The sequence below is a fragment of the Kingella pumchi genome (genome assembly GCF_022288825.1).
Classification (GTDB): domain Bacteria; phylum Pseudomonadota; class Gammaproteobacteria; order Burkholderiales; family Neisseriaceae; genus Kingella_D; species Kingella_D pumchi.
On record NZ_JAKOOW010000001.1, the window covers coordinates 68,453 to 72,977 of the forward strand.

At 61.7% G+C, this 4,525-nt stretch carries 3 protein-coding genes; 1 reads left to right on the forward strand and 2 read right to left on the reverse strand.

The window, feature by feature from the left end:
• Positions 1 to 162 precede the first annotated feature (162 nt).
• The gene (locus MB824_RS00340) at positions 163 to 669 is read left to right on the forward strand and encodes a hypothetical protein (RefSeq protein WP_238744838.1); all 507 of its coding nucleotides are present in this window, start codon (positions 163 to 165) and stop codon (positions 667 to 669) included.
• 116 nt (positions 670 to 785) lie between these two features.
• Here the strand turns inward: MB824_RS00340 and MB824_RS00345 are convergent, their stop codons facing one another.
• Together MB824_RS00345 and rnr are read right to left on the reverse strand one after the other, a co-directional pair.
• Entirely contained in the window at positions 786 to 1,724 is a 939-nt protein-coding gene (locus tag MB824_RS00345) for a D-2-hydroxyacid dehydrogenase (protein ID WP_238744987.1), read from the reverse strand.
• 205 nt (positions 1,725 to 1,929) lie between these two features.
• Positions 1,930 to 4,377 carry a ribonuclease R gene (gene rnr, locus MB824_RS00350; RefSeq protein ID WP_238744840.1) on the reverse strand — a complete coding sequence of 816 codons (2,448 nt, stop codon included), beginning with the start codon at positions 4,375 to 4,377 and terminating at the stop codon, positions 1,930 to 1,932.
• Between the last annotated feature and the right edge of the window lie 148 nt (positions 4,378 to 4,525).

Consider the following 4,525-nt stretch of genomic DNA (forward strand, 5'->3'; position numbering starts at 1 on the left):
AAAGCAAAAGTTCCCGTAGGCCGGATTTGCGCATCCGACAACGAAGCATTAAAACCGCAAAGGCCGTCTGAAAAGCCATGCAGAGCGCCCCTTGCGGAACAATATCGAGTACAGGTGCCAGCCTGTTGCCCCCGTTCCATTAACCGTTTTAAAGGAAAAGACATGAAAAAAACCGCATTAACCGCCGCCCTGCTGCTGCTTGCCGCCTGCGGGCAAAGCAATGTGGAGCGGGAAACTGCGCCCGCGTCCGCAGCTACGCCTGCTGCTACGTCTGCGCCCGCTGCAAGCGCCGCAGCCACAGCCGCGCCGCAATGGCAAATCGTTGGCGAAGTGAACAGCCGTTTCCGCTATCTTTATGTGCTGGTGCCCGCCGGCAGCGGCGATGCCGAACTGGTAACGCTGGCGCAGGATATCCACCGCAGCGAGCCGGATGCCTGGCTGTGGCTGGTGGACAGCGACGAGAAAGTGGCCGACGGCGTGAAAGCGGGGCAGACGGGCGATATGTCGGCGTTTCCGAAAGAATGGATGGAGCGGCATATCGTTGCCAACTCGGTGCTGGTGCTTCATCCCGACGGCCGCCATGTGTGGACGCTGTACGGCGGCAGCGGCCGCGAACGCGAAATCGCCACGCTGCCGTGTATCGACGGCAAGGGTTCGTGCCGCGACTGAGCCGTCTCGGTTTGCGCCACGCCAACACACTTTAGGGCAAAACCAAAGCAGCCTGAAAACCGCCGATCCGGTTTTCAGGCTGCTTTTTTATGCGCCCAAGTCCTGCGCGGCCGGCGCTACAGCAGATTTTGCGGGCGGCCGGCGGCAAAGGCGTTGATATTGGCTTCGAGCATCTGCGTCAGGTTTTCGACGGTTTCCGCCGCCGCCCATGCCACATGCGGGGTAACGATCAGATTGGGCAGTTGCGAGAGCAGCGGGTTGCCTTCTGAGGGCGGCTCTTGGCTCAGCACATCAAAGCCGGCGCCGCCGAGCATGCCGTATTTGAGTGCGGCGAGCACCGCCTGCTCGTCGGCCAGGCCGCCGCGGCCGACATTGACCAGCACCGCCTGCGGCTTCATCTGCCGCAGTTCGTTCTCGCCGATCATATGGCGGGTGGAATCGTTGAGCGGGCAGTGCAGCGAAACGGCGTCGGCCTGCGACAAGGCAGCCTGAAAGGCGGTATAGCCCGGGCGTACGGCGGCGGCGTCTTTGCGCTCGCCCCACAGCACGTTCATGCCGAAGGCTTCGGCATAGCCGGCGAGCCGGCGGCCGATACTGCCGCGACCGAAGATGGCAAGGGTTTTGCCGTTGAGATTGCGTATCGGCGCGCCGAAATGGCAGAAATGGGCGGCTTGGCGCCAGGCGCCGGCGGCAACGTCGCGGCGGTAGGCGGGCAGGTTGCGCATCAGGGCGAGCAGCAGCATAAAGGCGTGTTCGGCAACGCTATCGCTGCCGTAATCGCGCACGTTGCAGACGGCAACGCCGGCGGCGCGCGCGGCGGCCAAATCGACGTTGTCGTAGCCGGTGGCCGCCAACGCCACCAGTTTCAGCTGCGGATTGGCGGCAAAGTGTTCGGCGCGGATGGCGACTTTGTTGGTAATCACGATATCGGCGCCGGCCAGCCGCGCGGCAGTCTGATCGGGCGCGGTGTGCGGGTGGTTTTGCAGCGTGTGCGGGAAATCAAAACGCAGCGGCCGCGCGGGCAGCGTGCCGCTGTCGAGAAAAACGATATTCACGGGTTCTCCTTTGGGATGGGCAAGGCAGCCTGAAAACGGTGGGGACGGGGTTTCAGGCTGCCTTTGGGGTTTTTGGTAAATGTAGCTCGGGATGGGAGCCAAGGAACCGTAAAGCAGCCTGAAAGCTGGGTCTAGACCCAGCCTACGCTTCTTGCTGCAAAGGCAGCCTGAAAACCGTGCAGACGGGCTTTCAGGCTGCCCTAGGTTATTTGCGTTTGCGCGTTTTGGGCGCGGCGGCTTTTTTGGTGGGCTTGGCAGCTGGTTTGGCAACAGATTGGACGGCAGGCTTGGCGGCGGCGGGTTTGCCTTTGGCCGGGGCTTTGGGGGTTTTGCCGCGTTTGCCGTTAGCCGGTTTTTCAGGCTGCTTTTTGCTGCGTTTGGCGGGCGTTTTGGGGCTTTCAGGCTGCCTTTTGTTTTTGCCGGTTTTGGCGGATTTGGCAGTGCCGTCGGCGCTGCGTTTTTTGCGCTTGCCGCTGTAGCCGCCGCTGACCAAGGTAAGGTCGATGCGGCTGGTTTCCAAATCGGCACGGACGACGCGGACGGTTACGCTGTCGCCCATATCGAAGCGGATGCCGCTGCGCTCGCCGACCATCGCCATGATGTCGCGGCGGTAGTTGAAGTAGTCTTCGCCCAGGTCGCTGACGTGCACCATGCCTTCGGTGTGGATGTTGTCGAGGGTAACGAAGATGCCGAAGGTGCTCATGCCGGAGATGCGGCCGGTGAAGGTTTCGCCGACTTTGTCGCGCATGTAGTAGGTTTTGAGCCAGTTTTCGACATCGCGGCTGGCTTCGTCGGCGCGGCGCTCGCAGAAGGAGGCGTGGGCGCCGAGCGAGGGCCAGGAGTCTTCGCGGTAGTTTTTGCCGGCGAGCACGGCTTTGATGGCGCGGTGGACGGCCAGGTCGGGATAGCGGCGGATGGGGGAGGTGAAGTGGGTGTAGTGCTCGTAGGCAAGGCCAAAGTGGCCTTGGTTTTGCGCTTCGTACACGGCCTGCTGCATCGAGCGCAGCAGCATGGTTTGCAACAGTTCGCGGTCGTCGCGGCCTTCGAATTGGGCGGCCAGTTCGGCGTAGTGCTTGGGGGTGGGGTTGTCGCCGCCGCCCAACTGCAGGCCGGTCAGGGCGAGCTGTTCGTGCAGCACGGCGAGTTTTTCGGGGGTGGGGCCGGCGTGGTTGCGGTACAGGCCGGGGTGTTTGTGCGCCAGCAGGAAGTCGGCGGCGCAGACGTTGGCGGCGAGCATGCACTCTTCGATGAGCTTGTGGGCATCGTTGCGGTGCACGGGTTCGATGCGCTCGATTTTGCCGTGATCGTCAAACAGCATCTGGGTTTCGGTGGTCTCGAATTCCATGGCGCCGCGTTTGAGCCGTTTTTTGTGCAGAACTTGATACAGGGCGTAGAGCGTATCGAGATTTTTGCGGTGGGGGTTGTCGGCGCCGCTCTCGAGCCAGTCCCACACTTGGTTGTAGGTCAGGCGGCCGTGGGAGCGCATCACGGCGGGGTAGAAGCGGTAGGACTTGACGTTGCCGGCGTAGGTGATGGTCATGTCGCACACCATGCACAGGCGCTCGACGTCGGGATTGAGCGAGCAGATGCCGTTGGACAGGCTTTCAGGCAGCATGGGGATGACGCGGCGGGGGAAATAAACGCTGGTGGCGCGTTCGCGGGCGTCGCTGTCGATGGCGTCGTGCAGGCGCACATAGTGGCTGACGTCGGCAATGGCGACGATAAGGCGGTAGTTGCGCCCGTGTTTTTCGGCGTAAACGGCGTCATCGAAATCGCGCGAGCTTTCGCCGTCGATGGTGACCAGCGGCAGATCGCGCAAGTCTTCGCGGCCTTTGCGGTCGGCGGGGCGCACTTTTTCGGGGATTTTGGCGGCAGCCTGAACGCAGTTTTCGGAAAACTCGTGCGGCAGGTGGTGTTTGCGCACGGCGATTTCGATTTCCATGCCGCTGTCGGCATAGTCGCCCAGCACTTCGGTTACCCGCGCCACGGCGGGGCGGTGGTTGGTGGGATAGCTTTCGATCGCCGCCACAATCACCTGGCCGGATTCGGGCTTGAATTCGGCCACCGATTCGGGCTCGAGAATAATCGGCTGGTGCAATCGGCGGTCTTCCGCTTCCAGCACCGCCACGCCGCGGTCGAGATAAAAACGGCCGACGACGTCGGTTTGCGCGCGCTCGATAATGTCCAGCACCTGCCCTTCGCGGCGCCCGCGCCGGTCGCGGCCGCCGGTGGGGCGCACGGTTACCAAATCGCCGTGCATCAGCCCGCGCAGCTGGCGCTCGTAAAGTACGAAATCGCCGCCGCCGTCGTTGGTGAGCGGCACGGCAAAACCCAAGTCGTCCTTATGCACTTCGACGCGGCATTTGACGATTTCCAGTTTGTCGGCCACGCACACCAGGTTGCGCCGGTTGATCAGCACCTGGCCGTCGCGCGCCATCGCCTTGATGCGGCGCTCGAAAAATTCGTATTCTTCATCGCTGATCGACAGCTGCTCGGCCAGCGCGGAAATTTTCTGCGGCACGCCCGCATCGTCCAACAGGCGAATAATCCATTCGCGGCTGGGCAGCGGATGTTCGTATTTCTGCCGCTCCCGCTGCAAAAACGGGTCTTTTTCTCTAAGATTCAATAAATTTGTTTTTTTCTTCGTTTTCATGATTGACAATTTTCAAAGGGTTTATATAATGCCGCCTTTCGCTTGCGGCACTTTAACCCAAGCGCAATACAAATGCAAAGCCCAGGTGGCGGAATTGGTAGACGCGCCAGCTTCAGGTGCTGGTATCCTCACGGGTGTGGAAGTTCGA

Coding starts and splice junctions, on each gene's coding strand:
- MB824_RS00340 (WP_238744838.1), top strand. CDS start 163: ATGAAAAAAACCGCATTAACCGCCGCCCTGCTGCTGCTTGCCGCCTGC.
- rnr (WP_238744840.1), bottom strand. CDS start 4,377: ATGAAAACGAAGAAAAAAACAAATTTATTGAATCTTAGAGAAAAAGAC.